Source organism: Pseudomonas sp. FSL W5-0299 (assembly GCF_005930655.1).
Classification (GTDB): domain Bacteria; phylum Pseudomonadota; class Gammaproteobacteria; order Pseudomonadales; family Pseudomonadaceae; genus Aquipseudomonas; species Aquipseudomonas mandelii.
Map to the genome: position 1 here is coordinate 1 of NZ_RXHX01000063.1, position 13,510 is coordinate 13,510.

A 13,510-nucleotide genomic window follows, 5' to 3' on the forward strand; every position below is an offset into this window, starting at 1 on the left:
GCTCAAAAATTGAGCAGAAGCAGTTGAACACCTGGGTCAGTTTTCAGTCGGCAGAACAGCCTCTACTGGGTCAGTTTTCGGTCAGCGGCAACATTTTCAGGCGCTGATGCAATAGTTACCAGCAACACCTTATCGCAGACAGCCGCGATTCAAGTGACTGCTAGGGTCTCTAGGGGAGGGAAGAGTAGGTCGGGGGAATGGTTGGGCCGAAGCTCGACGACATTAAATTCGAAGAGCGCTAGGCTGAAGCTTACGATCAACCTTCCGGATATCTGATCGACTGCACCGCAAAGTGCTGTTGCCAGGTACTGTAAAATAGAAGAGTGAGCACTTGATTTGCTGGTGCTTTCAAACAACGGTGTTGTTTTTTTAACAGCCGAACTGGAAAGGGAGGCTGAGCTGCTCAGTGATCACTTTATCCGTTGGCTGATTTACGCCGGCATGTTCGCTACAGGCACTGAACGACAACGCAGATGGTATGGTCTGTGCGTTCTGACTCGTCAAGGATCGGCCAATGGATCGTTTGTCTAATTTGCTCTCGCGGTTCGGCGTGCGGGCCAATCTGTTCTATGACGGCGACCTATGCGGCTCTGCATCTTACGATGGCGCCGAGCGGCGAGGTTATATCCATCTGCTTCAGGCCGGCAGCGTGACGTTGCTTGGTCCCGATCGCAAGGATTTGCAGCTCACTCGCCCTAGCTTGATTTTTATGCCACGCCCCGCCAAGCATCAATTGTTTGCGGGTGAGTCCGATGGCGCAAAGTTGTTGTGTGCTTCCATGGAGTTTGAGGGCGGAATTGATAATCCTTTGTCGGCTTCATTACCGGACTGTTTGGTGCTCGCACTCGATGATCTGCCCATGCTGGCAGACACGTTGGAGTGGATGTTTGCCGAGGCGGCAAATGTGCATTGTGGAAGGGAAGCCGCGCTTGAGCGCTTATTTGAGCTCCTAATCATTCTGTTGCTCCGTTACCTGCTCGATCATCACCAGTTGCGCACCGGAATGATGGCTGGACTGGCCGACATGCGGCTTGCCCGATCGCTTTTACAGATGCACAACTCCCCGGAACATGCCTGGTCAATAGCAGAGCTGGCCAGTGAGTCAAATATGTCACGCGCTGCGTATGCCGTGCATTTCAAGAGTGTCATCGGACAGACGCCTGCTGATTATTTGTTGAGTTGGCGAGTTAGCCTGGCTCAGAAGCTGATGCGAGAAGGGCGCTCGATTACGCTGATTGCAGCTCAAGTCGGCTACGAAAGTCCTTCGGCGCTGTCTCGCGCATTTAGACGCAAGACGGGGTTGAGCCCTCGTGACTGGTTGAAAGATCTGGCGGGGGAAAATGATGGCAAAAAGGCCTAAGGCATTACTGCCTTAAGCCATTGAAAAAATTATGCATTAATTTTACGTTTTTCCAGTTCAACCAGCGAATGGCCTGCCACAAATATCGAAACAGCAAGCAACCCTAAGTCTTTAAGCAGAAACTGACCTGGCGCAACGGAAATCGCCGGAAACCCTAAACTAGGCTCAATGACGCCCGGAGTGGAAAACATAAAGCTAAGGGTTGTGAAGAACAGGCCTGCAGACAGAGCGCCTCCTACCACGGATAGTTTGGGCGACAGCATGCGGCCTGCGATCAGAGTGCCGATCGAAATCTCTAGTATGCCGAGCAGGCTGGAGAACATGTCGACCGAAAAAATGCTATACACCCATCCCAAAAGCGGGCTGTTGCTCACCAGTGGAACCAGGCCCTCGGCCTCGTAGTGGGTAAATTTCATGCCGCCGAACCAGAAGTAAATAATAGCGAGAGCCAAGTACGCGCCATAGATACCTAGCCCCATAGTTTTGGTTCCAAGCGTTAAGTGGGCCTGTACGCTGGACTTCGAGTTTTCAATGCCTATGGTTTTCATGTCTGAGCTTCCAGTAGTGAGTGAGAGTGTGTTGGCTGCCGAACGCCGTATGCGTTGGCGATGAGATGATTATGGCTGGCATCTCTAATCAAGAGGCATCAGAAAGTATTGATTTCAGTGCAGATCGTCTTGGGCGGTGCAATTCGCGATGAAGGGATCGCCGTGGAGAGCGATGAGTGCACTATTTCGATAAAGGAGTCGTTTTACATAGGTCGATGAAGCGCGTTGCGGCATCGCCTACTGTCATTTCTCAAATCTGACTATGGGGCTTGGGGCGAAGGGCGGCACTGACTAGGCTTAGAACAGCTACCAACTAGCCGCGCGGCCGCGATGCACAAAGAATGGTAACTGAGCCGTGAGTGCGGTGGGCGCCCGCATTTATTTCCAAACCCTACAGATACATCGATCTTCGACTTCAACCGGGCAGATAGCTGTTGCAGCAAGCCTATCAATCGACTTTGACGTGTTAAAGAGGATAGGTTTTCCAGGGTTGGGGAACAGCATGCCCTGCAGAACGACACACGTCACTTTTGTTAAATTAATAAGCTAGCTACCTATTGGGCATAACCTTGCAATTTGCTTCAATTTACGCACATGCACTTGCGACCTCAAAATGCAACGTAAGCCCCGAATATCTCCATTATTGTCGCCGCCAGCCTTAGTTACAGCTGCTATGATGAATGAGATCGAAAACTGAAATCCCCCACTAGAATTGTTGACTGGAGTCAAAATGAATAAAAAGCGGCCGGTTAATCTTGATATTCGAACCATTCAGCTTCCTCTCACGGCGCTTACATCGATTCTGCACCGGATTTCAGGAATTATGCTCTTTATTTTTCTGGGACTGATACTGTATATGCTGAGCAAATCGTTGGAGTCAGAAAAGGGTTTTAATGAAGTCAAGGAGATTTTTTCTTCACCTTTCGGCAAAGTTAGTTTCTGGTTGGTATACTCTTCATTTATTTATCATCTCGTAGCCGGAATTCGACACCTAGTTATGGATGTGGGTGTTGGTCATACTTTGAAAGGCAGCAATCGCGCCTCTACTATTGTTTTAGTAGTGTCGGGTGTTTTAATGGTTGCTGGCGCCGTATGGATTTGGTAGCTGTGGAGTCGTAATGCGTATTTACAAGGACTAAAAGCGTCCTTTAAAGCTAACTTACGAAAGTATTTATAATCGACGGTTCACGCTTAAACGGTTGAATCCTTTCGGGCTTCCGAATAGCTGTTAGCTGAAAGCTATCATGAGCTAAGTTTTCTGTGCATCATCAAATGTGTTAATGGGAGCGCCATAGTACTAGGTACAAATATGGCTCTAGGACAATGTTAGATGTTTTGGATTTTGAGGCGGATCGCTCTTATCGAAGATCGTCTAATTCGCTCTGAAGCGCAGGTTTTTTGAAACTATCACCTGGTTGGCACACTGTGCGAATCAACATCAGATATGAGAAAGCCAATCAGGTGAACACTACCCTCGAGGGCTCATCTGTCCAGTTAAAGCCTCGAGTCTTTCTGGGTGCGCAAAAGACAAGAAGGTTATATGGGAAAATTATGAGGCCTGGATACCATGCGTCATGGGCGTGCCGATGCTGTGAGTGACAGAGCGAGAAGCAAGTGAAAGTCCCTGAAGTAGGGGCGGGATGCGCCCGAGTGGCATTTTTTGTCTTAAGGTAGATCGCGTAGCTGTTCTTCAGAATAATCTTCAGAGCGTTGACGACAGCCATCGCTGTGCATTCCTCAAGAATAGAATGTGTCGGAAGGGTGGCGTCATTGGTGTTAGTCATCGCTTAGGATTTCTCAATCTGGCTTACACGGGCGCCTGTACCGATATCCCCGCGGATGGCGACGTATCGATGTTGAATTCCTCGCCAGACGAAGTGCAATGAGCTGCGGCTATAGGCTTGCGCAGCCTTAGATAGCCGGCCGTCGCAGGCGCGCCGGTTGGCCGGGATCTTCTTCTGCCCGTCAGGTGTCCGGTCGGAACTCCAGCACGAACGCTACGACCTTTTCGGCGGACATTTCGCACGGCTTCAACAATGTCCTATCTGATGTAACGCGGAAGAGGTTGAAGCTGACAATGTCAGTCCCGTCCAACTCCCTGGCGAACAGACTGTTGCGACGTCCGTCCCCAGATCGCCGGACGATCAAGCTGAAACGCCGGCCTTCATAAGTCCCTTCTCTGTATCCCTCCGCAAGCTTCGCGAAAGCGGCATCGAACTCGGAATGCTCCATGTCATCCATCCTTATTGATAGAACAGAGGCGCGGCGGGTGCGAGACCGCCAGTGCCGGGTCGCGCTAAGGTGCCGGGCAGATTCCTGCAGCCGACGAGGCCCGGGGTGGGCAGGATAATTGAGATGTCGGCGCCCGCATGGCTATCAGCGAAGTCGTCCGTCCAGTCTGCTAGGCAACGTCCACGCCTTTCCAGAAAGCGATGTAATCCCGGATACCCTCGGCATCCGGAGTGGGGGCGGGATAGGTCCAAGCGGCGTTCACGTTGAGCGCGTCACCCGCGCGAACATGAAAGAAGCGCGCGGCGCCTTTGATCGGACAGACAGATGTGTGCGGGCTCATCTCAAGCAGGCTCAGGTCGACTCCTGACGGTGGGAAGTAGTGATTTCCCTCGACGATGACTGTTTCGTCGCTTGTGGCGATAGTAGTGTCTTTCCAGATGGCTGAGACCAACGGACTCTCCTTTTGTATTCATCAACCGGCGAAGGCTCGCGGGCTGGCTGCCCCAAGCCGCACCTCCTCAGGTGGCAGGCGGGTTGCGCCCGAGAAGTTTGTCGAGCTCGCCTCTGACATCGAGCGCGAATAGCTCATCGGAGCCACCGATAAGGGTGCCATTGATGAAGATCTGCGGCACGGAGCTTCGCCCCGACGCTTCCGCCATGGCCTGCCGGTGAGCCGGATCCGCCTCAATATCGAGCTCCTTCCATCGCACGCCCTTTTCCTTGAGGAGCGCCTTCGCTCGGCGGCAGAACGGGCACCAATTCGTGGTGTACAGCAATACATCAGTTGTCATATTGCATCTCCGGCAGTTGCACGCGGATCGCTGTCATGGCGTTGATCTCCAATTCGCGGCGTTCAAAGATGGCGACTGCACCTTGGCCGACATCGGAGCAGATGCTGACGATTGGCCGCTATCCAGGCGACATGGCCCAAAGTGCTTTCACCGCCAGGCAGAGGCCGCACGCGCCTCCTGTAGCGCCGAGCCGATGCTCTAAGGTAACCGAGCCTCGATTGGGACGGAAGCGGTCCCGCTCGAATCGCCCATCATGCTGGTCGAGCATATCAGGACGACGGATAGTGCAGGAACTTTCAAATTGAGCTTGATGTCGAGCCAGGTATCGCGAGCGAAGGCGTTCTAGAGGCCGGGGGGTACGAAGACTGTGTTCGGCAAAACGGTTCACGTTGATCGCCAAAGCTTCCCAGGGCGCACGTCTACGATCGGCGCGACGTGAGATAGCTCGCGCCGCTAGCCCCCGTAGCGCTCCGTCTTGATGATGGAGGCGTCCAAGCCCGCCAGCAGCGCGCTATCGGTTGCGATGTTGACGAATCCGTTAGACCCGCAGACGAACACTTGCGTCGGCTTTCCCTGAAGCCTGGTTAGAATTTCTTGGACCATCATGCCGTCGATCCGTCGCGCAAAGTCCGATGCGCGAACCGGTTTCTCGCGCGTAATCGCGAGCGCCAGGACGAACGCCGGATCGCTGATTTCGATGCAATGAAGTTCTTCTGAGAAGAGAACGTCCTCGGCGGTTCGTGCGGACAGGAGCAACGCTGTCGGAACGGCTTGGGCCAATGCGCGGCGCTGCCGGATCATTGCCATCAACGGCACGAGGCCGGAGCCTCCCCCGATCAACAGAACCGGATCTATGGCAGGCTCAGGCCAAAGGAAATGGCCACCGAGCGGACCGCGAACTTCGATTTCGTCACCAATCGCCGCGATGTCGTGAAAAAACGGCGAAACTTCGGCATCCGGCATGCGCTCGATAGCTATCTCGACGATCGGGGTCGAAACTGCCGATGACGCGATCGAGTAGCTGCGCATTGCACTGTAGCCGTCGGGCGCGGTCAGCCGGATATCGACGTGCTGACCTGCGGTGTGCGCGAACGGCTTGCTCAACCGAAGGAAGAAGCTCTTGATACTCGGTGTTTGCTGGATGATGTCGTCGATCACGCATGATTGCCACGAACGGACTTGCGCTTCGTTTTCAGTCATGGGTGTATCGTTGTTCGCGCCACGGATCGCCGTAGATGTGATAGCCGTGCAGCTCCCAAAAGCCGGCCTCGTCACGCGTCGTGAATTGCAGCGCATTCACCCATTTGGCGGATTTCCAGAAGTAAAGGTGCGGCACTAGAAGACGCGCCGGCCCCCCATGATCGCGGGAAAGTGGCTTGCCCGCATAACTGAGGGCGACCATCGCTTTCCCGGAAAGCAGATCCGTCAGAGGGACGTTTGTCGAATAATTATCGTAGCAGTGCGCCAAGACGAAATCGGTAGGCCGATCAAGCTCTGCATCTGCAAGGATGTCTTCAATGAGTACACCCTCCCAAACGGTATCCAGTTTGGACCAAGAGGTGACGCAGTGAATATCCTTTGTCACCTGGGTCTTTGGTAGAGTGTTGAATTCGCCCCAATTCCACGTTTTGACGGGCTTCGGACCAATTTTGACTGTGAATTTCCAGTCGGAGGGCTCTACCCTCGGCGTAGGGCCGGCCGACAGAACAGGGAAATCCTCCACCAGATGCTGACCTGGCGGAATCCGATCGGACTGGTCGCCTGAACCGCGACCGGTGAAACCTCTGGTGACCATAGTGACCCCTCTTGCTCGATACGGCAGACCGAAGCCGGCCTTCATTTCAGTACTCTGCGTAAAGCATTTGCCCGCACATCCGCCGAATAAGCCAATCGACTAAAAATCAGATACAGATGCTCTATCATCGTAAAAAATCGCGTATCGAACATAGCGTCAGGCCAGCATGATTCCCAATACCCAATGGCTATAGGGTAGATAACCCCAAGGCTGCGTACGCTGATCTGCGGTATGCGGAGCGGAAGTTGCAGGTTCGCTCTCAAACGGATGGGCAGCGTGCAAAGCTCAAGGCTCACCAGCGCATGGTTGCCCAGTTCGCGCTCGCCGGCAGCTTGAGTATATTAAGGACGAAATGTCGATCTGATCTATTCTGGCTTCAGGAAATAGGGAAAATAAGGTCGGACGTTCGCGCACCGTCGCGACGCGCGATCATCCACTAAGCTTCTGTATCGGGGTTGGAGGATCAGATGAACGAGATCGAACGACAAGCGCCTGAGCTGCGGGTGCAAAAATGGATTGGCAAAGATGGGGAAAGTATCGCGCCGTTCAAACTGTCAGATATCGGGCCCGGCCCGAAAATCTTGTTTGCCTTCCAGCATTGGTGCCAAGGTTGCCATTTGCATGGGTTTCCGACGCTACAAAAGTTGCATGCAGCGTTGAGCTCAAAAGACGTGGGGTTCGCAGTGATCCAGACCGTCTTCGAAGGAACGCATGAGAATACCTTCGAGAAGTTGCGCGTGAACCAGCTCAAGTATGAGCTTCCTATCGTTTTCGGTCACGACGAGCAACCGACCGGCTCGCCGTTTCCAACCTTCATGGAAGACTACCGCACACGAGGAACTCCGTGGTTTACGGTTATCGACGCTGGCGGTAGCATTGTTTTCTCGGACTTCCATCTCGACGCGGAGCGACTAGTGAAGCAACTTGAGCAAGGTTAATCGTTGGAAGGTGGGCAATCATCCTGATTGCCACCCATCCCCTGATGCCCACTACAGGCGTTGCGCGCTGTAACTCTGTTGATCAGCGTGCGAAAACCCGGATCCGGATAGGAGGAGCGTCAACGATTGAATCAATCCGTTGGGAGAGGGCGGCTCCGCTCCGTCAGCTCGGCAATAGATAACCCATTCTCGCCGAGCAACTCTCTGATCCGATCGACGATATGAGCCCCTAGCGCCGCTGTCTTGGTCCCCCCCACAGATTCCCAAGATGCGAGTTCACACGCCGATACCTCGTGGTCAGCGCCGAAGTGCTTCTGTCGGTATGTCACCGCCGCCCTTCAATGATAAAGGCGCGGTAACGGGAACCGGCAAAGCGTTGAGCAGCGATGGTTTGGTAGGCGGGACTGTCATACCAGTCGCGAGCGGCCTGCATCGTCGGGAAACGCAAGATTACGGCCCCTTCGATGGGCGGCCCCTCCAAATGCTGGATCGCGCCATAAGCGGCGAGAAAGGTAACGTCGTGACCATCGAACGATGGTCCGACGCCTGCAGAATAGGTTGCGAGTGCATGTGGGTCGCTGGTTTCTTCCCGCGTAAAGACGACGAACGCTTCCATCATTAGGCCTCTCAAAGGTTGGATCTGTTGGCCATTACCACCGGTGATGGCCTCACAGTCGTCAGGCTGGCAACTGGAACCCGATTTTCATGAGTGCCTCGACGCACGCATCCTGATCCTGCTGATAGTTGCCTCCGGAGATGCCTATGCCGCCGATCAACTTCCCATCCTCCAGAATCGGATAACCGCCGCCGACAGCGACCATCCGAGGGCGATAGGCTAGCGGCGCCACTTTTGGATCGTTGGTCACATAGTCGTTCCAGACATGGGTCGGGAACCCAAACGAGGCGGAACTCCAGGCCTTGTCGATGGCAACATCGACGGTAAGGAACGGCGCATCGTCGGTGCGCTCGAACGCGCGCAGGTTACCGGTGGCGTCGACGACGGCGACGGCAGCCGGGATGCCGATGGCACGGGCCGCAGCGAGCGCCGCGTCGATGAGGGCGACTGCGGTTTCGCGGTTGATCGAGGCGGTGGCAATAGATTTGGTCATGGGATTCTCATCGCTGGGGCATAACCCGTTCGGCTTTTTGAGGTTGGACAAGATGTTTGGCGATCGCGGTCGTTAGAAGCCTTCGAGGACGATCTTGCCTTTAGCCGCGCCACTTTCGATCAGTGCATGCACCGTCTTCAGATTGGCGGCATTGATCGGCGACAGTCGCCGGGTCAGCGTCGTGCGGATTTTGCCGTCGTCAACCAGCGCTGCCATCGCATCCAGAATCTCGCCCTGCTCATTCATGTCGGGCGTGCCGTAGATCGACCGCGTGAACATCAGCTCGTGGTGGATCGACACCGCCTTGCGCTTGAAAACCATGATATCGAATGCCTTGGGATCGTCGATCAGTCCGAACCGTCCTTGTGGGGCGATCAGTTCGGCGATGTCGGCGACATGTTGCTCGGTATGTGTGGTCGAAAAGACGAAAGCGGGAGCACCGATGCCGAGTTCGGCGATCTGTGGCGCGAGCGGACGAGAATGGTCGATGACGTGGTGAGCTCCAAGCCCTCTTACCCACTCTTGGGTTTCCGGTCGAGAGGCTGTGGCGATGACGGTGAGGTCCGTGCGCTGTCGCGCGATCTGGACGGCGATCGACCCAACCCCGCCCGCGCCACCGATGATGAGGATCGCCTCCGCCGCACCGGGTACGGGCTTCGCCACGTCCAGGCGGTCGAACATCGCCTCCCAGGCCGTCAACGTCGTCAGCGGCAGCGCCGCCGCTTCCGCCCAGGAGAGCGACGCAGGTTTGTGACCGACAATCCGGGCGTCGACGAGATGGAACTCCGCATTGGTACCGGGCCGTGTGATCGATCCGGCATAATAGACCTCGTCGCCTAACTCGAACTGCGTGACGTCGGGGCCGACCTCGCGCACAATCCCGGCGGCATCCCATCCCAGCACCTTCCAATCGCCATCTGCCGGCGGCGTGCTGTTGCGGACCTTGTAGTCGACCGGGTTGACCGAGACGGCCTTCACCTCAACCAGGATATCGTATCCTGCAGCGACAGGCCGAGGCAGATTGATGTCGACCAGCGCGGCATCCGCGGCGATGGGTCCCGGAACCTTGTAACCAATGGCTTTCATAAATGTCTCCAGCTTGCTTGATCGGATGACGCGAATGCTCGTTAGTCAACTTCTTCTACATTGAGGTCCCGACTCTTGAACTGGGTCGCGGTAGCAGATTTCATCGAACACGTCGATCAACAGGCCCTTATGCTCGGTCGCCGGATCGGTGATCGCGTAGAGGGTGGAGGCGTTATCGCCATCATCACCGCTTCCGAGGCGAAACGCCGCGTCGACGCAGATGCCGCACGGACCGATGGTTGATCCTGGCTCGAGATCGACGAGATTGCTGTCCTTGACGCGCTATTCGCGGTCTTAGCCCTTGGCGATGAAGGACTGAACTGCTTGTAGAGCGTCGGTCAGCTGCTATGTCATGGACGCACCTTCATCTTGAGTTGGATTGGACAAGCTTCCGTATAAGGCCCGCTGTAACCGTCAGATGACGGCGAAGAAAACGATGGGCAGTATTCACAGCCACTTAGCCTTCTTGAAGCGCACAAATAGGAAAACGCACGATATCGCTATCACTCCGAGCACGACAAAGTATCCGTAGGCCGTGTCCAGCTCCGGCATGTGCTTAAAGTTCATGCCGTATATTCCAGCGATCGCCGTCGGGACTGCCAGTATTGCCGCCCAAGCCGCCAGCTGGCGGGTGATCACCCCCGTCCTTTGCGCTTCCAGAAGGCTGCTGGCCTCAAAGACCGTGGACAGGACAAGCAGGAGGCCGTCGACCATGGACTGCACGCGGTGGACATGGTCCGCGACGTCGTGGAAATATGGTGTCATTTCGGCGCTGATGCAGGGAAAGTGGCCGCGAACGAGCTTTCGCACCAGCTCGGCCATAGCCCCGAGCGTGCGCTGGAACCGCGTGAGTTCGGACCTTAGTTCGAAGATTCGCGCCACCTCTTCTGGCCCGAGGAAATCGTGCAGCGACCGTCGCTCCATCGCCAGGACGTCGTCCTCGATCATTTCGAAGATGGGCAGATACTGGTCGACCACGCGATGCAAGATCGCGTGCAGCACATAGTCGACACCCTTGCCGAACTGCGTCGGCGATGCCTCGAGTTGCTCCCGAAGTTTGCCCAGCGCTCCGGCATTGCCGTGCCGCACGGTGATAAGGTGATTGTGACCGGTGAAGATCGCCATCTTGCCGTAGCTGATCCGGTCGCCGACCAGCTCGGCGGTCTGCGCGACGACGTACAACTCATCGTTGTAGACCTCGAGCTTGGGCGGGCACAGCGGGTGCATCGCGTTGTCGATCGCCAACGGATGAAGATTATATGTCCTTTGGATCGCGAGTAGTTCCTCGGGGGTGGGTTCGCTAAGCGCGATCCAGCAGAAGCCCGAGCGACTCTCGCCCAACTTGACGTGCTCATCGAGCGCGATTTCGCGAACTCGCTTGCCTTCGTTGTAATAATAGGCGGCGATGATGCTCATGCTGGCCTCGCGGGAATGTGGAGGCCACGCTGGACGGCCGGTCGAGCCAGCCCGCGTCCAAGCCATGCGCGGACGTTCGAAAAGCTGCTGAGGCCAAGGATGTCGCCAGCAGCATACGACTCAACCAGCGCATTCACCCAGCCGAGCGTCGCGATGTCCGCAATCGAATAATCGTCGACGATCCAGTCGCGGCCTTCCAGCTGGCGATCCAGGACTCCCAGGAGGCGTATAGCTTCATCGGTAAAGCGCTGCCGAGGCCGCTTGTCTTCATAGTCTTTACCGCCCCATCGTAGGAAAAAGCCAAGCTGACCGAAGATCGGCCCAATTGCCGACATCTGGAAGAACACCCAGGTCAGGGTTTCGTAGCGTCGGACGGGCGAGCTTGGAATGAGCTGGCCCGTCTTTTCGGCCAGGTAGAGGAGGATCGCACCGGATTCCCAGACGGCAGTGGGGTTGCCGTCCGGGCCCGCCGGATCGATGATCGCCGGTATGCGGCCGTTCGGGTTTAACGACACGAACGCCGGATCCTTCGACTCGTTGTTCGAGATGTCGATCAGGTGGGGCTCGTACGCCAGGCCAGTCTCCTCAAGCATGATCGAGACCTTGACGCCATTGGGCGTAGGGGCTGCGTAGAGTTGCAGGCGATCGGGATGAGATGCCGGCCAGCGCTGCGTGATCGGAAAGGACGAGAGGTCTGGCATAAATCTGCGATCCTGGTGTTGCGATGGCGACTGACTGGAACGAGCCGTCACTCTGAAGTAGGGTTCGATGACCGCGTCGCTGAACGACGCGGTCACGAAGATTGCGGACCGGATCGGCGCAGTGGCAACGGCAGTGAAGCCTATTCCGCCGCGGTCCCGGCCGCTGGCTGTACGTCGTCAACCTTTTGGCGCTTCGGAAGCACCCAGCCGGGACGGACGAAGTGGCAGGTGTAGCCGCCCGGGCGCTTCTCCAGATAATCCTGGTGATCGGGCTCGGCCTCCCAGAACTCGCCGACCGGCTGGACCTCGGTCACCACTTTGCCATCCCACAGCCCCGAGGCATCCACATCGGCGATCGTATCCTCGGCGACGCGCTTCTGCTCCTCGTCGACATAATAGATGCCCGACCGGTAGGAGAGCCCACGATCATTGCCCTGGCGGTTCAGCGTCGTCGGATCGTGGATCTGGAAGAAGAATTCCAGGATGTTCCGGTAGCTCGTCACTGTCGGGTCGAAGACAATCTCGATCCCCTCGGCATGCGTGCCGTGATTACGATACGTGGCGTTCGGAATATCGCCGCCCGTGTAACCCACACGGGTCGAGATGATGCCGGGCCGCTTGCGGATCAGATCCTGCATGCCCCAGAAACATCCTCCTGCGAGAACAGCGCGCTGATGCATGTTAAGCCTCCTCTACTTGATCGAGATATTCACCGTATCCCTCGGACTCCATCTCGTCGCGCGGGATGAAGCGAAGGGACGCAGAGTTGATGCAGTAGCGCAGACCGCCGCGGTCGGAAGGACCGTCCGGGAACACGTGGCCCAGATGGCTGTCGGCGTGTACCGACCTGACCTCCGTCCGGACCATGCCGTGTGCACTGTCCCGCACCTCGTTCACGTTTGCCGGAACGATCGGCTTGGTGAAGCTGGGCCAGCCAGTACCCGAATCGAACTTGTCCGTTGAAGCGAACAGCGGCTCTCCCGACACTATGTCGACGTAGATGCCAGGCTCCTTGTTGTCGTTGTGCTCACCCGTGAAGGGCCTTTCGGTCCCCGAATCCTGGGTAATCCGGCGTTGCTCGGGGGTCAGGCGGTCAACTGCTGTCTGTGACTTTTCAAACTTCATTACAGTCTCCAATACTTATCTAGAGGGCCAGGCACGCTACCGCTAATTTTTTATGTCTCCTGATTTGCTCCTACAATGGTAGTGGGATGGCAAACGAGGTTTTACTAAGTGTTGGAAAATTAGAGATTTAAATTTCGCGTCTATTAGTTCTAGCGCAACTGAGTGGTTAAGCAAGTACGTAATCAGTAAATATTAAAAAAATAACACAAAAGCACGATTATATAATACAGTGTCAGTGTTTTATGATAATCAACAACGCCTGTTTAGATGCTGGTAGATGCGAATTTTTTGGCGTACAGTCAAAATTTTCTGATGGTTGCTTAGTGTGTTGGCGCTGATGGAAAATTGACCCACCCTGCCGATTGAAATTTGACCCAGGGCGGATTGCTGATTTTGTTACCAGCAACTG

The 13,510-nt window shown here is 55.7% G+C and carries 17 protein-coding genes and 1 pseudogene; 5 read left to right on the forward strand and 13 right to left on the reverse strand.

What is annotated here, in order from left to right; genetic code table 11:
• Positions 1 to 102: 102 nt before the first annotated feature.
• Together FHL16_RS35150 and FHL16_RS32780 are read left to right on the forward strand one after the other, a co-directional pair.
• Positions 103 to 276: pseudogene (locus tag FHL16_RS35150) on the forward strand (c-type cytochrome biogenesis protein CcmI/CycH); the annotation flags it as partial.
• A 238-nt stretch (positions 277 to 514) separates the two neighbouring features.
• Positions 515 to 1,360, forward strand: coding sequence for an AraC family transcriptional regulator (locus tag FHL16_RS32780; RefSeq protein ID WP_003464995.1), 846 nt, complete (start codon positions 515 to 517; stop codon positions 1,358 to 1,360).
• Positions 1,361 to 1,389: 29 nt separating this feature from the next.
• On the opposite strand, the gene FHL16_RS32785 is transcribed toward FHL16_RS32780, so the two are convergent.
• The gene (locus FHL16_RS32785) at positions 1,390 to 1,908 is read right to left on the reverse strand and encodes a YkgB family protein (RefSeq protein WP_003464991.1); all 519 of its coding nucleotides are present in this window, start codon (positions 1,906 to 1,908) and stop codon (positions 1,390 to 1,392) included.
• A 730-nt stretch (positions 1,909 to 2,638) separates the two neighbouring features.
• Between FHL16_RS32785 and sdhC the strand changes: the two genes are divergently transcribed.
• Positions 2,639 to 3,013 carry a succinate dehydrogenase, cytochrome b556 subunit gene (gene sdhC / locus FHL16_RS32790; protein ID WP_005005993.1) on the forward strand — a complete coding sequence of 125 codons (375 nt, stop codon included), beginning with the start codon at positions 2,639 to 2,641 and terminating at the stop codon, positions 3,011 to 3,013.
• 860 nt (positions 3,014 to 3,873) lie between these two features.
• Here sdhC and FHL16_RS32800 read toward each other — a convergent pair.
• The 5 genes from FHL16_RS32800 to FHL16_RS32820 all read right to left on the reverse strand — a co-directional run bounded on the left by FHL16_RS32800 (position 3,874) and on the right by FHL16_RS32820 (position 6,771).
• Complete coding sequence (locus FHL16_RS32800) at positions 3,874 to 4,140, reverse strand: hypothetical protein (protein WP_003464988.1); 267 nt, start codon at positions 4,138 to 4,140, stop codon at positions 3,874 to 3,876.
• Positions 4,141 to 4,309: 169 nt separating this feature from the next.
• The gene (locus FHL16_RS32805) at positions 4,310 to 4,591 is read right to left on the reverse strand and encodes a DUF427 domain-containing protein (RefSeq protein ID WP_003464986.1); all 282 of its coding nucleotides are present in this window, start codon (positions 4,589 to 4,591) and stop codon (positions 4,310 to 4,312) included.
• Between the two features lie 67 nt (positions 4,592 to 4,658).
• Positions 4,659 to 4,931, reverse strand: a complete 273-nt coding sequence (grxC, locus tag FHL16_RS32810) for a glutaredoxin 3 (protein WP_005005995.1) — start codon at positions 4,929 to 4,931, stop codon at positions 4,659 to 4,661.
• Positions 4,932 to 5,384: 453 nt separating this feature from the next.
• Entirely contained in the window at positions 5,385 to 6,131 is a 747-nt protein-coding gene (locus tag FHL16_RS32815; RefSeq protein ID WP_002118292.1) for a ferredoxin reductase, read from the reverse strand.
• On the reverse strand, positions 6,124 to 6,771 hold the full coding sequence (locus FHL16_RS32820) for a sulfite oxidase-like oxidoreductase (RefSeq protein ID WP_002118288.1): 648 nt from the start codon (positions 6,769 to 6,771) through the stop codon (positions 6,124 to 6,126). Before FHL16_RS32820 ends, FHL16_RS32815 begins: the two co-directional genes overlap by 8 nt.
• A gap of 422 nt (positions 6,772 to 7,193) precedes the next feature.
• Here FHL16_RS32820 and FHL16_RS32825 point away from each other — a divergent pair, with 422 nt between their 5' ends.
• Entirely contained in the window at positions 7,194 to 7,664 is a 471-nt protein-coding gene (locus tag FHL16_RS32825) for a TlpA family protein disulfide reductase (protein ID WP_003464979.1), read from the forward strand.
• A 325-nt stretch (positions 7,665 to 7,989) separates the two neighbouring features.
• On the opposite strand, the gene FHL16_RS32835 is transcribed toward FHL16_RS32825, so the two are convergent.
• The 3 genes from FHL16_RS32835 to FHL16_RS32845 all read right to left on the reverse strand — a co-directional run bounded on the left by FHL16_RS32835 (position 7,990) and on the right by FHL16_RS32845 (position 9,859).
• Complete coding sequence (locus FHL16_RS32835) at positions 7,990 to 8,280, reverse strand: DUF1330 domain-containing protein (protein ID WP_005005999.1); 291 nt, start codon at positions 8,278 to 8,280, stop codon at positions 7,990 to 7,992.
• A gap of 61 nt (positions 8,281 to 8,341) precedes the next feature.
• Positions 8,342 to 8,773 (reverse strand): GlcG/HbpS family heme-binding protein, encoded by a 432-nt coding sequence (locus FHL16_RS32840; RefSeq protein WP_005006001.1) that lies wholly within the window; start codon positions 8,771 to 8,773, stop codon positions 8,342 to 8,344.
• Between the two features lie 72 nt (positions 8,774 to 8,845).
• Entirely contained in the window at positions 8,846 to 9,859 is a 1,014-nt protein-coding gene (locus tag FHL16_RS32845; protein ID WP_002118279.1) for a zinc-binding alcohol dehydrogenase family protein, read from the reverse strand.
• A gap of 75 nt (positions 9,860 to 9,934) precedes the next feature.
• On the opposite strand from FHL16_RS32845, the gene FHL16_RS34185 reads away from it, so the two are divergent.
• Positions 9,935 to 10,102 carry a hypothetical protein gene (locus FHL16_RS34185; protein ID WP_016487060.1) on the forward strand — a complete coding sequence of 56 codons (168 nt, stop codon included), beginning with the start codon at positions 9,935 to 9,937 and terminating at the stop codon, positions 10,100 to 10,102.
• A gap of 204 nt (positions 10,103 to 10,306) precedes the next feature.
• Here the strand turns inward: FHL16_RS34185 and FHL16_RS32850 are convergent, their stop codons facing one another.
• The 4 genes from FHL16_RS32850 to msrB all read right to left on the reverse strand — a co-directional run bounded on the left by FHL16_RS32850 (position 10,307) and on the right by msrB (position 13,101).
• Complete coding sequence (locus tag FHL16_RS32850; RefSeq protein ID WP_003464971.1) at positions 10,307 to 11,275, reverse strand: magnesium and cobalt transport protein CorA; 969 nt, start codon at positions 11,273 to 11,275, stop codon at positions 10,307 to 10,309.
• Positions 11,272 to 11,976, reverse strand: coding sequence for a glutathione S-transferase N-terminal domain-containing protein (locus tag FHL16_RS32855; protein WP_077750470.1), 705 nt, complete (start codon positions 11,974 to 11,976; stop codon positions 11,272 to 11,274). The genes FHL16_RS32850 and FHL16_RS32855 overlap by 4 nt, the downstream gene beginning before the upstream one ends.
• 140 nt (positions 11,977 to 12,116) lie before the next feature.
• A complete protein-coding gene (gene msrA / locus FHL16_RS32860; RefSeq protein ID WP_003464967.1) occupies positions 12,117 to 12,656 on the reverse strand; it encodes a peptide-methionine (S)-S-oxide reductase MsrA in 540 nt (179 codons plus the stop codon).
• A 1-nt stretch (position 12,657) separates the two neighbouring features.
• Positions 12,658 to 13,101 carry a peptide-methionine (R)-S-oxide reductase MsrB gene (gene msrB, locus FHL16_RS32865; protein WP_077750471.1) on the reverse strand — a complete coding sequence of 148 codons (444 nt, stop codon included), beginning with the start codon at positions 13,099 to 13,101 and terminating at the stop codon, positions 12,658 to 12,660.
• Between the last annotated feature and the right edge of the window lie 409 nt (positions 13,102 to 13,510).

Excerpts from the sequence above, each read along its gene's own strand:
- FHL16_RS32780 (WP_003464995.1), top strand. The coding sequence starts at position 515 with ATGGATCGTTTGTCTAATTTGCTCTCGCGGTTCGGCGTGCGGGCCAAT.
- FHL16_RS32785 (WP_003464991.1), bottom strand. The coding sequence starts at position 1,908 with ATGAAAACCATAGGCATTGAAAACTCGAAGTCCAGCGTACAGGCCCAC.
- sdhC (WP_005005993.1), top strand. The coding sequence starts at position 2,639 with ATGAATAAAAAGCGGCCGGTTAATCTTGATATTCGAACCATTCAGCTT.
- FHL16_RS32800 (WP_003464988.1), bottom strand. The coding sequence starts at position 4,140 with ATGGAGCATTCCGAGTTCGATGCCGCTTTCGCGAAGCTTGCGGAGGGA.
- grxC (WP_005005995.1), bottom strand. The coding sequence starts at position 4,931 with ATGACAACTGATGTATTGCTGTACACCACGAATTGGTGCCCGTTCTGC.
- FHL16_RS32815 (WP_002118292.1), bottom strand. The coding sequence starts at position 6,131 with ATGACTGAAAACGAAGCGCAAGTCCGTTCGTGGCAATCATGCGTGATC.
- FHL16_RS32820 (WP_002118288.1), bottom strand. The coding sequence starts at position 6,771 with ATGAAGGCCGGCTTCGGTCTGCCGTATCGAGCAAGAGGGGTCACTATG.
- FHL16_RS32825 (WP_003464979.1), top strand. The coding sequence starts at position 7,194 with ATGAACGAGATCGAACGACAAGCGCCTGAGCTGCGGGTGCAAAAATGG.
- FHL16_RS32835 (WP_005005999.1), bottom strand. The coding sequence starts at position 8,280 with ATGGAAGCGTTCGTCGTCTTTACGCGGGAAGAAACCAGCGACCCACAT.
- FHL16_RS32840 (WP_005006001.1), bottom strand. The coding sequence starts at position 8,773 with ATGACCAAATCTATTGCCACCGCCTCGATCAACCGCGAAACCGCAGTC.
- FHL16_RS32845 (WP_002118279.1), bottom strand. The coding sequence starts at position 9,859 with ATGAAAGCCATTGGTTACAAGGTTCCGGGACCCATCGCCGCGGATGCC.
- FHL16_RS32850 (WP_003464971.1), bottom strand. The coding sequence starts at position 11,275 with ATGAGCATCATCGCCGCCTATTATTACAACGAAGGCAAGCGAGTTCGC.
- FHL16_RS32855 (WP_077750470.1), bottom strand. The coding sequence starts at position 11,976 with ATGCCAGACCTCTCGTCCTTTCCGATCACGCAGCGCTGGCCGGCATCT.
- msrA (WP_003464967.1), bottom strand. The coding sequence starts at position 12,656 with ATGCATCAGCGCGCTGTTCTCGCAGGAGGATGTTTCTGGGGCATGCAG.
- msrB (WP_077750471.1), bottom strand. The coding sequence starts at position 13,101 with ATGAAGTTTGAAAAGTCACAGACAGCAGTTGACCGCCTGACCCCCGAG.